Source organism: Flavobacterium adhaerens, assembly GCF_040045115.1.
Lineage (GTDB): Bacteria > Bacteroidota > Bacteroidia > Flavobacteriales > Flavobacteriaceae > Flavobacterium > Flavobacterium adhaerens.
The window spans coordinates 1-20224 of sequence record NZ_JBDLZX010000005.1 but is presented as its reverse complement, the minus strand read 5'-3'; the positions used below and the strand labels follow the sequence as shown (position 1 = coordinate 20224).

The 20224-nt window shown below is 32.7% G+C and carries 13 protein-coding genes; 3 read left to right on the top strand and 10 right to left on the bottom strand.

Annotated features, from left to right (window positions below):
* Nucleotides 1-22 precede the first annotated feature (22 nt).
* Nucleotides 23-1051: an outer membrane beta-barrel protein gene (locus ABEB18_RS08080; protein WP_348798746.1), complete on the bottom strand. Its 1029-nt coding sequence runs from the start codon at nt 1049-1051 to the stop codon at nt 23-25.
* Nucleotides 1052-1717: 666 nt separating this feature from the next.
* Here ABEB18_RS08080 and ABEB18_RS08075 point away from each other — a divergent pair.
* Entirely contained in the window at nt 1718-2164 is a 447-nt protein-coding gene (locus tag ABEB18_RS08075) for a GNAT family N-acetyltransferase (RefSeq protein WP_348798745.1), read from the top strand.
* Nucleotides 2165-2195: 31 nt separating this feature from the next.
* On the opposite strand, the gene ABEB18_RS08070 is transcribed toward ABEB18_RS08075, so the two are convergent.
* From ABEB18_RS08070 to ABEB18_RS08030, 9 genes are all read right to left on the bottom strand, one after another.
* The gene (locus ABEB18_RS08070; RefSeq protein WP_348798744.1) at nt 2196-4298 is read right to left on the bottom strand and encodes an ATP-binding protein; all 2103 of its coding nucleotides are present in this window, start codon (nt 4296-4298) and stop codon (nt 2196-2198) included.
* A gap of 192 nt (nt 4299-4490) precedes the next feature.
* A complete protein-coding gene (locus ABEB18_RS08065) occupies nt 4491-5462 on the bottom strand; it encodes a glycoside hydrolase family 5 protein (RefSeq protein ID WP_348798743.1) in 972 nt (323 codons plus the stop codon).
* A gap of 90 nt (nt 5463-5552) precedes the next feature.
* Nucleotides 5553-6788 (bottom strand): glycoside hydrolase family 27 protein, encoded by a 1236-nt coding sequence (locus tag ABEB18_RS08060; protein WP_348798742.1) that lies wholly within the window; start codon nt 6786-6788, stop codon nt 5553-5555.
* Nucleotides 6789-6879: 91 nt separating this feature from the next.
* Nucleotides 6880-9756 carry a beta-galactosidase GalA gene (gene galA / locus ABEB18_RS08055; protein WP_348798741.1) on the bottom strand — a complete coding sequence of 959 codons (2877 nt, stop codon included), beginning with the start codon at nt 9754-9756 and terminating at the stop codon, nt 6880-6882.
* A 193-nt stretch (nt 9757-9949) separates the two neighbouring features.
* Nucleotides 9950-11215 (bottom strand): fasciclin domain-containing protein, encoded by a 1266-nt coding sequence (locus ABEB18_RS08050; protein WP_348798740.1) that lies wholly within the window; start codon nt 11213-11215, stop codon nt 9950-9952.
* 173 nt (nt 11216-11388) lie between these two features.
* Nucleotides 11389-12462, bottom strand: coding sequence for an IPT/TIG domain-containing protein (locus ABEB18_RS08045; RefSeq protein WP_348798739.1), 1074 nt, complete (start codon nt 12460-12462; stop codon nt 11389-11391).
* 19 nt (nt 12463-12481) lie between these two features.
* Nucleotides 12482-14044, bottom strand: coding sequence for a RagB/SusD family nutrient uptake outer membrane protein (locus tag ABEB18_RS08040; protein WP_348798738.1), 1563 nt, complete (start codon nt 14042-14044; stop codon nt 12482-12484).
* 11 nt (nt 14045-14055) lie between these two features.
* Nucleotides 14056-17223, bottom strand: a complete 3168-nt coding sequence (locus tag ABEB18_RS08035; RefSeq protein ID WP_348798736.1) for a SusC/RagA family TonB-linked outer membrane protein — start codon at nt 17221-17223, stop codon at nt 14056-14058.
* Between the two features lie 304 nt (nt 17224-17527).
* On the bottom strand, nt 17528-18406 hold the full coding sequence (locus tag ABEB18_RS08030; RefSeq protein WP_348798735.1) for a helix-turn-helix domain-containing protein: 879 nt from the start codon (nt 18404-18406) through the stop codon (nt 17528-17530).
* 277 nt (nt 18407-18683) lie between these two features.
* Here ABEB18_RS08030 and ABEB18_RS08025 point away from each other — a divergent pair, with 277 nt between their 5' ends.
* Both ABEB18_RS08025 and ABEB18_RS08020 read left to right on the top strand, forming a co-directional pair.
* A complete protein-coding gene (locus ABEB18_RS08025) occupies nt 18684-19829 on the top strand; it encodes a glycoside hydrolase family 26 protein (RefSeq protein ID WP_348798734.1) in 1146 nt (381 codons plus the stop codon).
* Nucleotides 19830-19835: 6 nt separating this feature from the next.
* Nucleotides 19836-20224: MFS transporter (locus ABEB18_RS08020; protein WP_348798733.1), on the top strand; the 389-nt coding region annotated here is incomplete at its 3' end.

The window sequence follows — 20224 nt, the reverse complement described above, 5'->3', positions numbered from 1 at the left end:
ATTTTGAATCTAAAATTTTAGATTAGAAACCGTAAACAACAGCCAGTAATACTTGAGAGGCAGACTTTGCAGGCGCTAAATCAGAATCAACAAACATAACTTCATCAGAATTTGTATCCATTCTAAACTCAGGGATTATTGTCAAACCGTTTACTTTATAATTTCCCGATAAAGTAAAAGCTGTTACCGATGTATCTCCAGAACCCTCTTTATATTTGAAATATTCACCACGAATACCTAAAGCAAAAGCATCACTAAAAGCATAAGATGGATATATTGCAGCTCCTGAATAACCTACGTCGCCTTCATTAGAAAAATCTGCAGCATTAAAACCTAATTTAAAAGCATCAGTAACTTGGAATGTAGCTGTCAAATCAACAATAGTACCACTAACAGATCCGTCCATAAAATTCAAATAGGCACTAACTCCTTCTGTTGCAAAAGACAATTGACCTCCAATTGCATTTAATCCTTTTACTGGATTGGCTTTATAAGTATTCCAAGAATCATTAAACACACCTATCATTGCTCCAAACTTTTCAGTTATTGCATAATTTGCTTTAACTCCAGCGTTTTGGAAAGGCCCATTTGTAAATAAATAAGATGTAGAGTAGTTAAAATTAGCCACTGGAGAGATCACCTCATATCCAATAAATGTACCCATATACCCAGCAGTAAAACTCAACTTATCTGTAACTGCATAAGTAGCATATAAGTTTTGAATGTGGAATGAATTTGTATCTAATCCATCAAAACCACCATCTCCATTTGGTAGAGATTGATATTGTCCTCTAGGACCAAATGAAATTTCACCAACAAAAGAAACATTTTTGATTGTTTTTTTCAAAGCAATATCAAGCATCCCTAATGAAACCGAATTTTGGTCTGTTCCAAAACTAGTTGTAATATTTGGGACTTTAGCAAAATCATATTTGTAATATAAATCTCCAGAACCAGAAATTTCTAATGGAGTAGATGCAGGCGCATCATCTTGAGCAAATGCAATACTTGTTGTCAACGCTAATACTAAAATGGTTAAGATTTTTTTCATGTTAAATTTGTTTTTAGTTAGTAATTCTTCAAGAGATTTCACCCTCTTTTTGGCTATTTTTTGTTCTTTCTTTTTAGCGAAATTATTAACTTTTGATTAACATAAAAATTTTTTTGAATGTTTCAATAAAGAATTATCAATATTCAAAAATCAAGATAAAATAATATCGAAATTCATATTTTAAGATAAATATTTTACAAATTTAATAATGCTATTTTTTAATATTACCCCCTAAAAAAACATGCAACATAAAAAAAAGTTATACTAAAAACCCGTAATTATCCAAAATAAAACAATAAAAAACACATACCCCCATATTTTTATAGGGGTATTCTATTTTATAAAAAAAATAAGCTCTGTCTCATTATAACAATTTAAAATAACTTAAGCTGTATCAAAGAATTCATTTTAAAACTCAGAAGTACCTTATTAAAATCAATCTACACTACAATCAATTTTAGCTGTAAAAGTTTTCTAAAATGTGTTTTTTGAATGACTGAATTTCAACAAATCACAAAAACAAAGCTGATTTATGTTTATAATTCAAAAAAAGCCCTTTACTTGTACCTTTATAACAAATAGTAGCTTGTAAAAAGAGGTTCAAAAAATTTTTTTGTTTCAATTTTTTGTATATTTAGTTATTCAAATTAACATCCCCCATTAAATATGACACGAAAAGCTGACATTCAAGATCTAGATCAACTAACGAATTTATTTGATCAATATGTGGTTTTTTATAAAAAACCTACAAACTTTAAAAAACATTACTCCTATTTAAAAGAAAGATTAGAGAATAACGAGGCCGTAATTTTTGTTTCGTACGAGGAAGAAAAACCAGAAAAGCTTAATGGTTTTGTTTTAAACTACATAACTTTTTCATCATTAGCTTTAAACAAAATAATAATTCTTAACGATATTTTTGTTGATGTTTCCGCTAGAAAAAAAGGAGTAGGTGAAGAACTTATTCAAAAAACGATAGATTTTGCTAAAGAGATTAAAGCAAACGATGTAAGACTAAGAACCGCTAAGAACAATATGATTGCACAAAAATTATATTTAAAGATGGGATTTGTTCGAGAAGATTTTTTACACAGTTATGATCTAACGCTTTGACAGCACAATTGTTTTAAGGAGTAAACAATCACTAGCATTGAAACACCTCATTTAGAAGTCCGTATATTTTTTCTTTATCTAAAGGTTTGGTTATATATCCAGAAAAACCAGAATTCATGATTTTTTCTTTCACTTCAGATGATGAGTGTGCGGTTTGGGCAATTACAATAGCCTCTGGATTCATTCTTCTGATTCTTTCAAAAGCCTCATATCCGTCCAGAACAGGCATTTTAATATCCATAAAAACTAAATCAATCGCAGAATTTGCCGCATAAATTTCGACAACCTCTTGGCCGTTTCTTGCTCTCAAAACCGTGTGTTTTTTAAGTTCTAAAATTGTTTTTAATAATAGATAATTGATATTATCATCCTCGGCAACGAGGATAACTTTGGTTTCATCATACACCTTTAAATTTTCGGCATTTACATTATCTTCAAAGTTTTCTGAATTATCGTAAATTAATGGAATTGTAAATTTAAACACAGAACCTTCTCTATAGACAGATTTTACTTGAATTTTTCCACCTAACATCTCTACATAAGCTTTCGAAATAGACAATCCTAATCCTAATCCACTAAGTGATATAGAATAATCATCATCTACCCTTCTAAAACGATCAAAGACTACTTTTAAATCTTTTTTTACGATTCCAATTCCAGTATCTTCAACCCTAAATTCTAAAAATCTCTTGTCTTTTGTTATAGAGTAACCAAAGACTACATGGCCATTATCTGTAAATTTTATTGCATTCGTAAGTAGATTTACTATAATCTGTTTAAGCTTTACTTCATCGGTCAAAACATCGCCTTCTAAAATGTTGTTGCTTTTTTGAATATAAAAATCAATCTTTTTATCTTCTGGAACAGTCACTTTCAGAGTATTATACAACTCTCTAACACATTTATCAATATCGACACCTTTGTAATTTGGAGTTATTAATTTGGCATCAATTTTTGACATTTCAATTAAATCCTCAATAATAGAAACCAAACTTTTCCCGCTACTACTGATGATTTTTAAATATTTTCTTTTTAATTCTTCGCTTAGATTTTCATTCAAAAGCAAATCCGAAAATCCAATAATAGCATTCATAGGGGTTCTGATTTCGTGGGATAGATTTGCCAAAAAGGTTGATTTTAGCTTGTCACTTTCCTCTGCTTTTTGTTTAGATTTTTCTAACTGAAACCTGTTTTTTCTATGATCTTCAAACAAATTGCCAATATGACCAAACTCACCTGGCTCGCGTTTTAATAACTTTATCGAGATTTCACGATCTGTTTCTAATATATTGGTCACCAACCGCAATGGTCTATATACCCATTTTCTAGAATAATAAATAGAGGCAATCAAACCAATCAAAGTAGCCACTACTATAATCAATAGCAACTCTTTGGTTCTTTCGAAGTTTAGATATGAAGGTCTTTGAAATAATAGTTTTTCAATAATTCGATTGTTATAATCTCTAAGTTCTATAAGAGACAAAACATTCTTATTATTATCGAACTTAGTAGTTGAACTGTCAAAAAAACTAATTTTTGAACTGCAAATATCTTCTAGGTTTTTAAAATATTTTTCATCTAACAAACGCACCATAAACATATAGCCTGATGGTCTTGTTTTTATTTTTTTTGGGTCATTTGAGGTATGAATCGTTCCACCAAGAACCTCAACAATTCCCTCAGGAACTTTCATATAAAACCTAGTAAATTTGGTTTCGTACAAATTAACCATTGCTTGTCTCGGAATAAAATCTTTAGAAGTAAAATTCTGTTTTGCTATACTTGTAATGAATTTTTTGTCTATATCATAGACTGAGATAAAATCAACCTCATAGGTAGGAAATTCATTTACAATGTATCTATCAAACCATTCAATATCTTTCTCTTTTGTGAATTTTACTAAAGCATCCCAGTAAGTAAGATCATTTATAGTAACAATCTGGGTTTTAGAATTAAAATCAAACAACCTATTGGTTTCGGTTTCGTATTGCTCAGTATTGATTTTGAAAACATCTTTTTCTTGTTGAACAGTGTAGAGATATAGAGAACTAAATAGTAATATAAAAAGCGAACTAATTCCAATAATTAACAATACTAATTTAAAATAAGTTGTCAATTTTAATGTTAGCTTCATACAAGTAAGATGTTTATTAAATCATTTATTGCGTTGGTTTTTTACTTAAATCATTTTCGATAATAAACTCTAAACCAACCAATAATAAGTTGTCCTTTATTCTATCCAATTTCTGTTAAAATATATTGCAATATAAACCTTTTTTAGAATTCACAAAAAAACCAACTCCGTGTCTAAAAAGAAATATACACCTTACTCTTTTATCCTTGCATTGTATTTTCTAAGTAATTCTCTAGTTTTTATACCCGATTCATTTAAATCAGAATCTTTCCAATTACCTTCAGAGTTAGCCGTTTTTAACAACATCGAACAGGTTTCGACTTTATCTGAAATCGACCAAGTAATCCAACTTATCTTTTTTTCTTCCATCCAATCAATGTACCGCTGCCATTCGGAATAATCCATCGGACCATCTCCTGAGGCTTCCATCCCAGCTGATTCAGAAACAAAGATTGGTAAACCACTCTTTAGAGCTTCATCTGTTCTGTCTCTAAGTTCTTTTTTATGAGTTGCTGCATAAAAATGCATAGTGTACATCAAATTTTCATATCCTTTAATAGGGTCAGCGGCCGGTAGATGAACATCTTGATCCCATTTAGGACTACCTATCAAAATAATATTATCTGGGTCATTAGCTCTAATAACTCTGATTACTTCCTCGGCATAAGCCTTTACTTCAGGCCACGTTTCATGATCAGGTTCATTAAAAACCTCATAAACTACATTGGGGTATTTGCCGTATTTTTTGGATACCTCATTAAAATAAGCTTTGGCCTCTTCTAAATTAATATTGTGACTGTGCCAATCTACAATTACATAAATATCCGATTTGATAGCACCTTTTATGACGGATTCTATCTTCTTTTTTGAAAAATCAGGGTCTTTTTTGTAAGCATATTTACCAGCTTCGATTCCCATTGCAGCTCTTACAACAGTACAATTAAAATCTTTGTTAAGCCAATCTACAACTTTAGAATTATAAAATCGAGGCCACATACTATGCCATCCCAAACTAACGCCTCGTAAAACAATTGGGGTCAAATTTTTATCAACCAATTGAGTTCCTTTTACGCTGAGCTGACCGTGTTTTTTAACAAATTGTGCATTTGCTAAACTGCAATTAAGTACAGCCAAGAATAATATGGTTAGAGATTTGAAATTCATTTTTACAATTTGTTTTAAAATTTAAAAAGTCTAAAAAGAAATACCTAACAGGTTTTAGAAACCTGTTAGGACAAGTATTTCAAATTTCAATTACGGAATTAACCTTAATGTAATTGCATCGTGAGAAGCTAAATCTGCTGTGAAATTCTTTTTGGTTGTACCAACCTCTTTGTTTTTCCAAAGATCTTTGATTTTGAAAATTGCTTTATTAAAATCGGCTTCATAACCAAAATCAGCATCTTTGATTGAGTTCTTTTTCCAGTCGAAATTAATTTTTTTAGCAGCATCACTACGATTCAAAAAAGTAACAGCCCAATTCCCATCAGATAGTGGTTTTACCCAAACCTCTAATCCGTCTTCGGCAGAATACTTGAATCCTTGAATTCCTAGCTTATCTTGATTTACAGCAATGAGCTCTTTATTGGTCAAAATAGCTAAAGTTTCCTTAGACATTTTTCTAAAATCATTACCCGAAAATAATGGCGAAGCCAACATACACCAAAGGCTAAAATGAGTTTTGTCTTCAATATCATTCATTTCGTTACCAACTTCCATCATATCAAAATCATTCCAATGATCAGGACCAGAGTATTTACGAATATCTTTGCGCATATCGGCAATTTTCATAAAACCCCAAGACGACCAATTTTCGGGATGCTTGTATTCACAATCAAAGCACGGATAAATATCCCCCGAAATACGCCACATATTTCCCATAGGCTCTGCCCATTCCCAAGGTTGATTATCTCCCCACTCACAAATACTAAACAAAATTGGACGACCAGCCGTTTTTAAAGCATTACTCATCGTATTATAAGCCTCTTTGGCAGTAATTCCTTGTGTATTACACCAATCATATTTTAAAAAATCGATTCCTAAACCAGCATAAAGGCGAGCATCTTGGTATTCATACCCACGAGTTCCTGGATACCCAGCACAGGTTTTGGTTCCTGCACAATTGTACAAACCGAATTTAAGTCCTTTGCTATGCACATAATCTACAACTGTTTTCATTCCATTTGGGAATTTCACTGGGTCAGGCACTAGATCTCCATTCGCATCACGCTCTTTGGCCATCCATCCATCGTCTAGAACAATGTAATTATATCCCGCTGCAGCCATACCAGATGACACCATAATATCGGCCGTTTCTTTTACTAATTTTTCATTAATATCTGTTGCAAAAGTATTCCATGAATTCCAGCCCATAGGTGGCGTCGTGGCCAATCCTTGAAATTTGACAGCCTCTTGTTTATACACATTCCCTTGTGAAAAACCTTGAAAAGTCAAGCTACCTAACAATACACTTAAAAGTAATTTTCTCATTTTTATTAATTATTTATTATTTTTTTAATCTTCAGAATCTTTGGATAATAATACCTAACAAGTTTTGAAAACCTGTTAGGATGATACGTTTCTATTTTTTAACTACATCAATTTTTAACTCTGCAGTTTTCAGACCGTTACTTGTAGCAGTCAATTTTATTTCTCCTGTTTCACCAGTAGTCTGAACGATTACCTGAGCCAAACCGTTGAATAATTTTCGCTTGTAATCTTCGGCTTTGGTAACAATTTGAATACTTCCTATACTTTGATTGAGCACATCCCAAGAATTTACTTTGGTTAACGGAACTGCCACAACCGCAATGGTGTTCTTACCCGAACGAAGCATTTTTTTGTCTAAAACAAAAGTATCCCCATTTTTATTTTCATTCAAATTAGTTGCGATTTGTTGACCGTTAATGAAAATAGACTGTTGCTTTCCGAGGCTTTTATAAAACAAAGTAATAGTAGTCGATTCAAAATTAGCTGGTAATTCAAATTCGGTTCGGTATGTAATTGCTTTAACTTTTTTGCCAAAATCAGCATTTCTATCTTCTGAAAAAGCATTTTGCCAAGAAGTGATATCAATCATATCTTTTGTTTCTTCAACTGAATTGAGATCAGACACATATTTTTCTTTAAACGAATCCAAGTCAACAACAGCAATACTTTCTAGATATTTATCAGGTTCAAGAGAAATTGGACTTCCATTTCCGACACCTAAAATTTTTCCAGGACCTGAGATTGCAAAAGTTACTTCGTTATCAGCAATCGGAACAGCCAAACCTGATTTATCATTGGCACTTACCGTAATCATGGCAATATCATTTTTGGAGGCATCTATCGTGTTTTTATCCGATTTCAAGTTTATAACTTTGGCTTCTCCTGTGGTTTTCACTGTTTCGGTTAAGATTTTCTTTCCGTTTTTGTAACCAATCGCTTCAAGAGTGCCTGGAACATAATTGACATTCCATTCGAGATGACTGTCCTTTTCCATTTTCTTTTTGCCTAAGCTTTTTTTGTTTAGGAACAATTCTACTTCATCGCAATTGCTGTAAGCCCAAACCTCGATGCTTTGATTTTCTTTCCCTGCCCAATTCCAATGTGGCAAAAGATGCAGAACTGGTTCGTCTTGCCACCAAGCTTTGAGGTACCATGCAGAATCTTTATAAAACCCGCATTGATCTACCATCCCAAAATAAGAACCTATTGAAGGATACCCAAATGGCGTTGGTTCGCCACGATAATCAAAACCTGTCCACACAAACATTCCAGCTAAATACGGACGTGAATTATAATGCTTCCAACCGTTTTCTATACTGATAAAACTAGAGCTTGGCGCTTTGTCATAAGCTGGCATATAGTGTTTTTCGTTGTCTCGATAATACTCTCCACGAGTGGCATTGGTACTACCCTCTTCAGTTCCCCAAATGCATTGATTTGGAAATAATTCGTGTTGCTTGTCGGTGCTTTTATTTACGATATAATTAATTCCCAATACATCCATAACGGTTGTTATTCCGTTACTGCCAATTCCTCCACTAAAGGCATATGTAGCAGGTCTAGAAGCGTCAAGCGATTTCACATAAGACTGCATCGAACTGGCAATTCGGGCACCAACAATGTCATTTTCGATTCCCCATTCTTCGTTTCCAACACTCCAACTAATAATTGAAGGATGATTCCTGTCGCGCTCAATCAACTTTTTCACATCATTCAGTTGCACTTGAGTACTTCCCATCAAACGGTTTTCATCAATAACCAACATTCCTAAACGATCACATACTTCCAGCAACTCTGGAGTTGGCGGATTGTGAGAACAACGATACGCATTACTCCCGAAAGATTTTAAAGTTTTGATTCGAAATTCCTGAAGGGCATCAGGGATTGCAGATCCAACACCAGCATGATCTTGGTGATTGTTGGTTCCTTTGATTTTAACATGTTTACCGTTAAGAAAAAAACCTTCGTTGGCATCAAAACGAATGGAACGGATTCCAAAAGTTGTTTCAAAGTGATCCACTAAGTTTTCTCCCTCATAAACTAAGGTCAACATTCTATACAAATACGGATTTTCCAGAGACCAAAGTGTTGGGTTTTGAACGGTTAAATCGGTAGTAAAATCTTTGGTTTCTCTCGGATTTAAACTACAGGAATTTATTGTTTTTTCTACGATGCTTTTATCATTGGCATCCAAAATAGTTTGAATGATTTTGAATGATTTTGCTTCTTTACCATCATTAGCAACTGTTACCAAAGCATTGACTTCGGCTGCATTATCTTTTATTTTGGATTGCACAAAAGTACCATTGGCGGGAACATGCAATTCATTGGTTTTATTCAACCAAACATGGCGATAAATCCCGGCTCCTTCATAAAACCAACCTTCTTCCATCGTTACATCAACACGAACGGCGATGGTATTTTCGCCACCATAATTAATATAATCAGTAATATCATATTCAAAACCAAGATACCCACTATCCTGATTTCCTAAATAATGACCGTTTATCCAAACAATTGAATTACGGAAAACACCATCGAAAGCAATGTGAATTCGACGGCCGAAATCACTCTCTGGAATTGTTATTTTTTTACGGTACCAGCCAATGCTTTTGTCTGGAAAATTTCTGCCAATAGCTTTAAAACCATGACTGAAGCTAGCTTTTTCACTAAAACCTTGTTCTACAGCCCAATCGTGTGGCAAGTCTAATTTTCGCCAAGAGCGATCATCAAAATCTCCTTTTGAAGCTCCATCCCCAAATCCAGCTTTAGCTAAATAAGAGAAATAAGCTGTTCCTGTATTGAAATCTTTTTGAGCATCAGATGGATGGCCAAAAGCAAATCGCCAGTCTTTATCAAGCGAAATACGTTCTCGAGACGATTTTTCATAAGCTGATTGCGAAAAAATTGAAACGCTAAAGCAAAGAAATATTGATAGTAAAGAAGGAATTAATTTATTTTTTTTCATTCTGTTTTTTTTTTTTTTGATAATTTAAAAAGCAAACTCACAATATTAGCAAATAGTCCACACAAATACTGATACTTTTTTTTCAAAAATGTATTTAAAAAATACCTTTTGCACAAAGATCCACCACTTATAAAAAAATATTCCCAAGTCTTACGACAAGGGAATATTTAATAACTAACTCAAAAAAATAATATTATAAGAATCCAATATCATCATAATAAATAGTGTTACCAGGAGTCAGTGAAATTCCCGAATATTCTTTAATAAACACATTATTAAATGTAGCTCCAACTTGATTTAATTTTAAATCAGACATTGGAATTGAGATATTATTCCATTGTCCAGCTACCAATTGAATGGTGACACCAAATTCATCATTTTCATTAGCTTTACTATGAATACTAACTAATATTTTAGTACTCTCAGTAGCATACACAGACATTTTAAGGAACTGATAATCGGCTGTATTCAAAGTTTCTTTAAATCCAATATAAAAACCAGACCAAGCACCTGTAACTTTTTTAATAGAATATGTTCCTCTACTTACTTGCTCTGTATTTAACATCTCATAACTTCCTCCCCAATCCCATTGGTAACTAATCTTAGAAGTGTCATCTGCATATAATAAATACTTAACACCAATAGTGCTTGGAGCAGATGTTCCAAATTCAGTTTCAACAGTAACAAGTGCGCTTGATTCAAAATCAGCAGGAACAGTTGCTTGTATTTCGGTTTTAGATACTACAGTAAATGTTGCTGCAGTTGAACCAAACATAACATTTTGAACTTTTACAAAATTTTGTCCTGAAATAGTAATAACATCTCCAGGTGAAGCAAAAACCTGAGAAAGGCTTGAAATTACTGGAGCTGGCGGTGTTAATTCTATAACATTATCTAAAACATTTACAAATCCGTTTGTTCCATAATAATCTAATCCTGGAGCTGCTTTGTCAGAACCGTTTACTTTTAAAGTACCATTGTTTACATCAATTCCTAATAAATACAAATCAGCATTTGCAGTGTTAGCCATTGTAGTATATTCGCCCGATTCCAAATAATCTGCTTCTACACCTTCCAATTTTCCTACTCTCTTTTTTACCCCTTTAACAACATGACTCAAAACAAGTTGTTTCAAATCTTCTACAGGAACTAGATTAATATCTGGATACCCCAATTCGTTTACATATCCGTTTGCAACCAAATAAGCATTTAATGCTGTATCATTTGGAACAAAGTAGGTATAATCTTCAGATGTATCTAATGTCGATTCCAATCCAGCTAATTCGATAGCTTTTGTAAATACAGTTAAATTACTATTTGCTTCTAGCAATCCGTAAGCTGTACTATAGTTTTGTTCAGCACCTCCAATATCTTCAATGTCATTATCACAAGAAGAAACTGTAGCTACCAAAAAAGCACATACAGCAATATATTTTAATTTATTATATATATTTTTCATAAGTTGATATTTATTGTTTTTTATCGGTCATATGTAATTCGCATATCATTATTGGTTTTTTCGACCAATTTGAAGTGATGCTCATTTCATAAAATCTCATTTAGTTTTTAATAATGGATTCTAATAAATTAACTCAATTAATTATTGAAATCATTCCTTAGAATCCACTTCAATTATTTTAGTACTAATCCGATATCATCCAGCAACATATTGTTTCCTCCAAAACCGCCGAATTCCTGGAATCCAATTTGAGTCAATTCTGTTGGCCCACCAACTTCACTATACGGAATTTCAACATAAGTCCATGTAGTATTAAACTCAACTATTTTAATATTAGTTTCAGTAGATCCATTAACAAAGAACTTTACTTTCCCAGCTTTTTCTCCTTTAATTGAAAATCTTACAGCTTTATATTTATCTGTATCATGATAAGACCAATTATTAATACCAATTACATAACCGTCCCATTCCCCTGCTTTCCATTCAATACATTTAGCTCCCTGACTAAAATCTTTAGTATAAGCATTATCAAAACCATTGGTACCATCCCACAACGATTGCCAACCCCAAATATTAGTAAATGCATCGTCATAAATAGCAGAACCTAAAGATTGTCCAGCTACTGTAGTTCCTGAAACATTTGTAACAGACAAATACTTAAACTGAATATTATCTGGAACTTTCACTTTTATTTCTGTTAAAGTAGATGAAATTGGTTCAACTGCAGTTTCTCCAAAATTCACTACTGGACGTAAAAAATATTCACCTGTAATTGTTATTACATCTCCTGGATTTGGATTGATTGGAAAACCAGTAATATTAGGAGAAGGTGGTCTAATCGCTACAGTATAATTTAATGTTCCTGAATTAGTAACGATTTTCATTTGATCCATTTCATTGTAATATGGCGTTTTTTGATCTACCAAAATTACAATAGCATTATCTGTTACCATAGTTGGATTAAAATAAGATTCTAACCCGTTAAATGATATCGATTTTAAGGATTTAAAACCTGATCCTCTAATGATATAATAGTTCCCAGCATTAATAACATCGGTTGGTACATCTACTTGTCTATCTCCATCTACTAATGGGTCATCTATTACAGATTTACTAATACTAGTCACCTCTAATTTACCAGAACCTCCTGAAGAAGAATCATCTGAAGAACAAGAAGCAAACAGTAAAATTGAAATCGAAGCCAAAAAAGACAACTTCAATAACATTCTATTTTTTATATTTTTCATAGTGATTTACTTTTAAAAATTAATTAAAATTGTAAGGAACTGGTGCCTCTTTCAATTTTGGATTTTTTCTAACTTCGATATCTGGTTTTGGATATGTGAAATCAGTTGCTGTCGGCGTATAATGTATTTCGCCTTGAGAATCAAAACCTCTATTTTGTTGTGAAATTATCTCAATTGCTTCTTGACGTGGCAATCTTCCTAAATCAAACCAAAATTCTCCCTCAAAAGCGAATTCAACTCTACGCTCATGAAATAATTTATCATGAGTCAAAGGTGTATTAGTATCTAATTCAGATAACCCCGCTCTCTTTCTGACTAAATTAAAAGATGCTTTAGCAGCGGCATTGTTTGTCTCTGCAGCACCAGCCATAATTGCCTCCGCATGAATCAATAAAAGGTCAGCATAACGCATAATATAATTACAATTATTCATTCCTCCCCAAGAATCTGCTGGTCCTGTTTCACTAGTTGCTTGACCAACAACATATTTCTTCACTAAAGCACCTGTTTGATCCAAAGGACTTGGATACTTAACTTTATCCATAACAAACCCAACAACTCCATCCGCTTTCATCTCTGGATAACTATCGCCGTCAACCATATAAGATTCCTTTCTTCTAAGATCTCCAATCTCAAACTGCTCTTGAATATCATTTGATGGCATATAAGTAGCACCATAAGAAGCATTATCATTTAAAGCATCCATTCCATATTGAATATTTGAAAAATTTCCTCCTCCGTAACTATTGATAGCTCCAGACCATTGCCAAGAATAAATAGACTCGTGGTTATTATTTTTACTGGTTAAAAACAAATCAGCAAAACTTGGTAATAATCCAAATTCACCAGAATTTATTACTTTCTCAGCCATTGCTTTAGACTCAGCATATTTCTTTTGATACAAATATACTTTGGCCAAAAAGGCTTCGGCAGAACCTCTTGTTACAAAAACATTCTCTGTCCCTGGGGTTCTAGATCTGATTTTTGATTTAAGATTAGCTGCTGCATATTTTAGATCATTCTCAATAAATGTATAAATATCTTCAACTCTATTAGTATTTACCATTGGGTCTTTTGCTAATGCCAAATTATCCTCTACAATCACCACAGGGCCATACAAACGAACTAAATAAAAATAAGCAATAGCTCTAAAAAAATGAGCCTCAGCAATGGTGTTTTTAATTACCTCTTTACTTACTTCTGCTCCTGCATTACTCTCTATATTATTAATTAAATTATTAGATTGAGCAACAATAGCATAACAAGCTCTCCAAGGATCTAACAATATTGGACTATCCGAAGTTAATTTAAATTGGATTAACTCTGGACCATCGGCATAAGCCAAACAATTCCCTGAAGATAACTCGGATAAGGCGTAAAAGTTCTTAGTATAATATGGAGCCCACATTGCACCGTACATTCCATAAGTTGTACGAGCTACTTGCTCATCAGAACTATAAAATTCGTCACTGCTATAACTATCTTCAGACGGACGATCTAAGAAGTCATCGTTACATGAAGTAATTGTAAAACCTACTGTTAAAGATAAAACTAAGGCTTTTATATTGATATATTTTTTCATAAGAGTAGTAATTAAAATTCTAAATTCAATCCAAAAGTAAAAGTACGGTTGGTTGGATAACGTCCTGAATCAATTCCAGACAATAAAGCATCCTGATTGTATGATCCTACCTCTGGGTCATAGCCAGTATATTTTGTAAACGTATAAAGGTTTTGAACACCTACATAAAATCTCAGTTTACTCATACTTGCTTTTGAAATAACATCTGAAGGTAAATTATAACCTAAAGTCATCTGTTGGATTCTCAAATAGGATCCATCTTCTACATAACGATCAGAAATTGCAATATTTGGATGTCCGTCTGTACCATCAGGTCTTGGATATTTGGCATCAATATTGTCTGGAGTCCAAAAATCTACTGCTTCGGCTAATTGGTTTTCATATAAACGTTGATTTTTTGTACCAGCTCGTCTAGTTAGATTCATCACTTTATTACCATAAGATCCCTGCAAAAAGATCCCTAAATCAACATTTTTGTAATTAAATGTATTATTAAATCCGTAAGTAAATTTAGGCTGTGGATTTCCAATATAAGTTAAATCTTTATCATCTATCAGACCGTCTTTATTTTGATCTACATACTCAATATCTCCCAATTGACTTTTAACAGCTTTATTACCTGTAAAAGGAATAGGAGCATTTGCTAACTGTTCGTTAGTTCTAATAATTCCAACAGCTTGGTATCCGTAGAATTGACCAACTGGCTGACCTACAATTGTTTTAGTCACCGCCTTAGTAGTATAATCATTAAGCAATACATCTTTAGTTAAATCAAAATTATCTTGCAATTCTAACAGTTTATTTTTATTGGTAGCAAAAATTACTTTTGATTTCCAACTGAAATTATCTCCAAACTTTTCATTATAATCTAAGGTCATCTCAAAACCTTGGTTTCTTAAACTTCCTAAATTTACTTTTGGAGCTCCTAAACCTCCTTGATAATCATCAGTACCCGTTACATAATATGGTAATGGTAATACGAATAAAAATCCTTCTGATTGTTTTCTATACACATCAAATGTTGCATTCAGTTTTGAGTTAAAAAGGCTAAAATCTAAACCAAAGTTAGTTTGTGCAGAAGTTTCCCATGTTAGACCTGGATTGGCAATATTATTAACCGTAAAGAAATTCCCCAAAGCTGATTTTATTGCACGAACAGTACTCATATAACCTGCTCCTCCAATATTTTGATTTCCGGTTTCTCCATAACCAGCTCTAAACTTAATATTATCAATATATTTTTTAGTGCCTTCCATGAAGCTTTCGTTTGAAAGTTTCCAATATCCTGAAAATGAAGGAAAATAACCCCATTTTTCACCATCACCAAAATTAGAACTACCATCAGCTCTCATAGTTGCTTGCAAACCATATCGATTATTATAATCATAATTGAAAGATCCGAAGAAAGAATACAATGCTGAACTTCCTTTATATTCAGAAGCCGTAAGCGTATCTGGATCACCCAGACTAATAGAATGAATATCATTACTTAATAAATCAGCAACAGATTGTGAATTCCCAAACCAATGACTATCGTTAGCCTCTTGACCTGCCAAGAAATTTAAATGATGTTCTCCTAAATCTAATTTATAAGTCAAAACGTTTTTAACATTGATTCCGTACCAATTATTAGCTCTCTCAATTAATTGATTCGTTTCTCTAACAGCTGCTCCCCAAGTGTAAGTAGGTTCAAAAGATTCAAAATTGTCAATATTAGTAGATCCACCAAAATCAAATCTGTATTCAAGTCCTTTTGCTAATCTAAAATTAGCATAAAAATTTCCTAAGAAATTCTTCTTATTTAACTCATTTGTATTCATCAAAGCTGAAGCAACTGGATTAATCCAAACCCCGATTGATCCATCAGCTGGTGGTCCTGCATAATTTCCGTCAGTATCTCTTACCGCTACATCAGGAGTTGATAAAATAGAAGTACTAATAATACCATTACTTGCACCATTGATTGTTATATCCTCATTTGTTATACCAGCTCCAATAGAAACCCCAACTGTTAACCAATCTTTGATTTTAGAATCTACATTTGCTTTAAAATTATACCTTTTAAAACCTGAACCAATAACAATACCTTCTTGATTTACATAACCTCCAGATATATAGTAACTAGTACCTTCTTTTGAACCAGAAAAAGAAAGCTGATGATTACTCATTACGGCTGTTTTATAAATCTCATCTTGCCAATTTGTTCCATCACCTAAAACAGATGGAACTGCAAACTCATCTCTAGGCGTTACACCATATACAGCAGCTAAAGCATTTTGTTGCACAGCATACTGACTCAAAGTCATTGTATCTAATAACTTTGTCACATTTTGTACAGAGAAAAAAGAATCATAAGTAATTTTACCCGTTCCTTTTTTACCTCTTTTTGTAGTTATAATCACAACCCCATTCGATGCTCTTGAACCATAAATTGCTGTAGCAGAAGCATCTTTTAAAATGTCCATTGTTTCAATATCGTTTGGATTTAAAAATGCTATAGGACTTGACGTAACATTACCAGTATTTGCTCCTAAATATCCTGTCACAATAGAACCTCCTGTATTCGTATTGGTAGCATCACCTGATATCGGAATACCATCTACGATATACAACGGTTCATTAGTCCCTGAAATAGACGTAGTTCCACGAATCTTAACCGATACACTACCTCCTGGTTGACCTGAATTATTTGTGACCTGAACTCCCGCAGCACGCCCCTGCAATAATTGATCTACTGCCACTTGAGGAGAATCAGCAATATCTTTAGCGCCTACAGTAGATATAGCACCCGTCAAATCTTTTTTCTTTACACTTCTATACCCAACATTTACTAGTACTTCACGTAAATCTTCGGCACTAGATCTCAAAACAACATTTATGGTTGTTCTTCCTTCTACAGGAATTCTTTGTACAGTGTAACCTATAAAAGAAAAAGACAATGTAGCATTTGCAGGAACATCTATAGAGTATTTTCCATCAAAATCAGATGAAACTGTTTTTGATGATCCAACAACTTGAATGTTTGCTCCTGGAATAGTCATACCCTTATCATCAGACACCACACCTTGCACTTTGGTTTGTGCAACAATAAAATTGCATGATAATAATAAAAACAAAATCAGAGGAACTGTCCTGTGATTGAGGTTCCAATGTGTTAAATTAAACATTAGTTTTTTCATAATAAAAATTTGTTAGTTAAGTTTTATAGCCCCTAGGTTATTAGTTGAGACTATCTTTTTGGCATTAATTAGTAATTTGTTTTAACAAAAATATAACAGTGGCCTATATCAAAATGGTATTATTATATCATTTGTTGATAATATATTTTCATTTTAAAAATTAAATTACATATTAGAAAATTATAATACTAATTTTTTAAATTATTGGTTTTTTAAAAGCAATATTTATACACTATGAATAATTACCAAATAAAAAACCCCTTGAACAAAGCTCCAAGGGGTTTTTACAACTAATTGTTTTTTTTCATAAAATCCTTTTTAAACCTGAAAAATCATCTCGATATTGAGTAGGAGTACACTTTTTAAACGACTTAAAACTACGATTGAAATTTGCAATATTATTAAAACCAGATTTAAAAGCAATCTCCGAAATACTCAAATCTTTTTCTACTAACCATCTTGCTGCATACCCAATCCTGATGTCATTAATATAATTGACAAAAGTCTTCCCAGTGCGTTTTTTGATAAAGCGATTAAACGAAATTGTAGTCATACTGGCCACACTAGCCACTTCTTCTAGCGATAACTTTTCAGCAAAATTCTTCTGAATATAATCATAAATCAATTTCATTTTGTCATACTCCTCAAAAGTATCATTTTCAACAGTAAAAGTTGACAAGAGCCTTTGATTTCGAGAATTAGCAAGATCATACAATATCGATACAATCTCTAAAAAATAATCCATCCCATCTAACTTCGATAGCTTCATTAATCTTGGAGTAAGTATTTCAGCTATCTGTTTTGAAAATAAAATACCATGCACAGAGCGATTAAACATATCCTTAATAGAGGTCATAATTCGACGCGATAACAGAAACTCATGAAAAAGATCATGATGAAATTGAATTGTTATTTCATGCATACCTTTATTCTTACACTTATACTGTTCCCAACCATGATACAAATTAGGTCCTACCAATACAAGTTCCACATCATCAATCTCTTCTATATTATCACCCACCACTCTCTTTACACCTTTCCCGTTTAATATAAAATTAATTTCATATTCCGGATGATAATGAATAGGATAATCAAACTCATCCTTGATTCGATCAAAAACCAAAAAACTATCTTGCGCAGCAAGCGGAACAATCTCTCTATGGAAATTTTTTAAAGCGTTCATAATTCAAATTTTATTTGCAATAATAAGATATAATATTGACAAAATAATATTAATTCAAAAGATGTTATTAATATATCTTTGAAAAATGTATTTGCTTTTTCCAAACAAATCATACAATTAAAAAATAAATATTATTTTAAACAGATATTTTTTTTATCATTTTATCAGAAAAATTATTAAAATTTAAAATTTAACAACAAACAGATTCACCATTAAACAATACTTAATTTTAAGCATTTTGCATTTTTATATCACAACACCAATTAAAAAAACATTTATGACCAAACCGAAATATCTACTTACTCTTTTATTTGCGTTTAATGCATTTTCTCCATCGTATTCACAGGCAAATGATACTAATTTATCATTATCAGATACAAAATCTACAGAGTTAACAAATTTGTTGTATAAAAATTTATCCAAAACTACTCAAAAAGGCATTTTATTCGGACATCAAGATGACCTTGCTTATGGGGTAAAGTGGAAGTATGAAGCAGGTAGAAGTGATATAAAAGAGGTTACTGGTGATTATCCAGCTGTTTACGGTTGGGATTTAGCAGGTCTTGAAATCAAATCTGACAAAAACATTGATGGCATTCCCTTTGATAAAATGAGACAATACATCATTGATGGCCATAAAAGAGGTGGTGTAATCACACTAAGTTGGCACATCAACAATCCGCTTACCGACGGAAATGCTTGGGATACCACTCCTAAATCATTGGCATCAGTATTACCTGGTGGAGCCCAACATGAAAAATACATAAAATGGCTAAATACAGGTATCGAATTCATGCTTACCTTAAAAGACAAAAATGGAGATTTAATTCCTATTCTATACCGTCCATACCATGAGCTAACTGGAACTTGGTTCTGGTGGTGCAAAAACAACGGTAGCCCAGAAGAGTTTAAAACACTTTGGCAATTTACTGTTGATTATTTCAAGAAAAAAGGGCTTCACAATTTAATATATGTTTACAATACAGCCGATTTTAATTCTAAAGAAGAGTTTTTAGAGTATTATCCTGGTGATAATTATGCAGACATATTAAGTTTTGACAAATACCAATACAATGACCCAACCAAAGACAACTCATTTATAGAAAGTTGTCAAAAACAATTCGGAATCATGGGTCAAATTGCAAAAGAGCATAACAAACTCACTGCTTTTGCCGAGACAGGTTATGAAGGTGTTCCTTATGCCAAATGGTGGACAGATACGTTGCTCAAAGCAATTGGAGACTATAAGCTTTCTTATGTTTTGGTTTGGAGAAATCACGGATGGCAAGAAAAAGAGCAAAAAATGCATTACTATGCTCCATTTAAGGGACAGGTAAGCGAAAAGGATTTTGTTGATTTTTACAATCTAAAGAACACTCTTTTCGAGAAAGATGCTGCCAAACTTAATCTTTATAAAAAGTAAAAAGCTATGACTATTAACCCCAAGAAAATAATGGAAGAGAAAATAAAATTAAAAGAAAAAGTAGGCTACGGATTAGGAGATGCCGCTTCATCTATGTTCTGGAAAATATTCAGCATGTATCTGATGTTTTTTTATACGGATGTCTTCGGTTTAGCTCCTGCGGTGGTTGGAACTATGTTTCTAATTACCCGTATTTGGGACTCTTGTTTCGATCCTATAGTGGGAATCTTGGCCGACCGCACCCAAAGTCGTTGGGGAAAATTTAGACCCTATTTGCTATGGACTGCCATTCCCTTTGCTATAATTGGGGTACTTACTTTTTACACTCCTGATTTTGATGAAAAAGGAAAAATAATCTATGCTTATGTGACCTATTCATTGATGATGATGGTGTA

Coding starts and splice junctions, on each gene's coding strand:
- ABEB18_RS08075 (WP_348798745.1), top strand. CDS start 1,718: ATGACACGAAAAGCTGACATTCAAGATCTAGATCAACTAACGAATTTA.
- ABEB18_RS08070 (WP_348798744.1), bottom strand. CDS start 4,298: ATGAAGCTAACATTAAAATTGACAACTTATTTTAAATTAGTATTGTTA.
- ABEB18_RS08065 (WP_348798743.1), bottom strand. CDS start 5,462: ATGAATTTCAAATCTCTAACCATATTATTCTTGGCTGTACTTAATTGC.
- ABEB18_RS08025 (WP_348798734.1), top strand. CDS start 18,684: ATGACCAAACCGAAATATCTACTTACTCTTTTATTTGCGTTTAATGCA.
- ABEB18_RS08040 (WP_348798738.1), bottom strand. CDS start 14,044: ATGAAAAAATATATCAATATAAAAGCCTTAGTTTTATCTTTAACAGTA.
- ABEB18_RS08080 (WP_348798746.1), bottom strand. CDS start 1,051: ATGAAAAAAATCTTAACCATTTTAGTATTAGCGTTGACAACAAGTATT.
- ABEB18_RS08050 (WP_348798740.1), bottom strand. CDS start 11,215: ATGAAAAATATATATAATAAATTAAAATATATTGCTGTATGTGCTTTT.
- ABEB18_RS08035 (WP_348798736.1), bottom strand. CDS start 17,223: ATGAAAAAACTAATGTTTAATTTAACACATTGGAACCTCAATCACAGG.
- ABEB18_RS08045 (WP_348798739.1), bottom strand. CDS start 12,462: ATGAAAAATATAAAAAATAGAATGTTATTGAAGTTGTCTTTTTTGGCT.
- ABEB18_RS08030 (WP_348798735.1), bottom strand. CDS start 18,406: ATGAACGCTTTAAAAAATTTCCATAGAGAGATTGTTCCGCTTGCTGCG.
- galA (WP_348798741.1), bottom strand. CDS start 9,756: ATGAAAAAAAATAAATTAATTCCTTCTTTACTATCAATATTTCTTTGC.
- ABEB18_RS08060 (WP_348798742.1), bottom strand. CDS start 6,788: ATGAGAAAATTACTTTTAAGTGTATTGTTAGGTAGCTTGACTTTTCAA.